The sequence below is a fragment of the Exiguobacterium sp. SH5S13 genome (assembly GCF_004337085.1).
Taxonomy (GTDB): domain Bacteria; phylum Bacillota; class Bacilli; order Exiguobacteriales; family Exiguobacteriaceae; genus Exiguobacterium; species Exiguobacterium aurantiacum_A.
Genome location: NZ_SJUS01000090.1, coordinates 1 through 273 on the forward strand (window position 1 = coordinate 1; position 273 = coordinate 273).

Sequence of the window (273 nt, forward strand, 5' to 3'; positions counted from 1 at the left end):
GTGAGTGAACATTCGTGACACGCAATCGATTATCCAGGAATTCTAACTCGTTCATGGGAATCAATCCTTTTTGATTTTATTCCCATAATGTCAGCATCACTACCTCACCAACATTGCGTAAGAACCACATTTGTATTGCAAAATACATCAAAGAAGGTACAACCAATTGCGAGGTTCTGTTCGATGAGATTCAAAAGCTAGGCTATGAAGGGAAAATGACGATTCTGAGAGAGTACGTGAGACCTTACAGACTTCAGCCTAAAAAGCAGGCTA

The 273-nt window shown here is 40.3% G+C and carries 1 pseudogene; it reads left to right on the plus strand.

The features are described 5' to 3' along the window. Window positions 1-146: 146 nt before the first annotated feature. Window positions 147-273, plus strand: a pseudogene (locus tag EVJ30_RS15375) (IS21 family transposase); the annotation flags it as partial.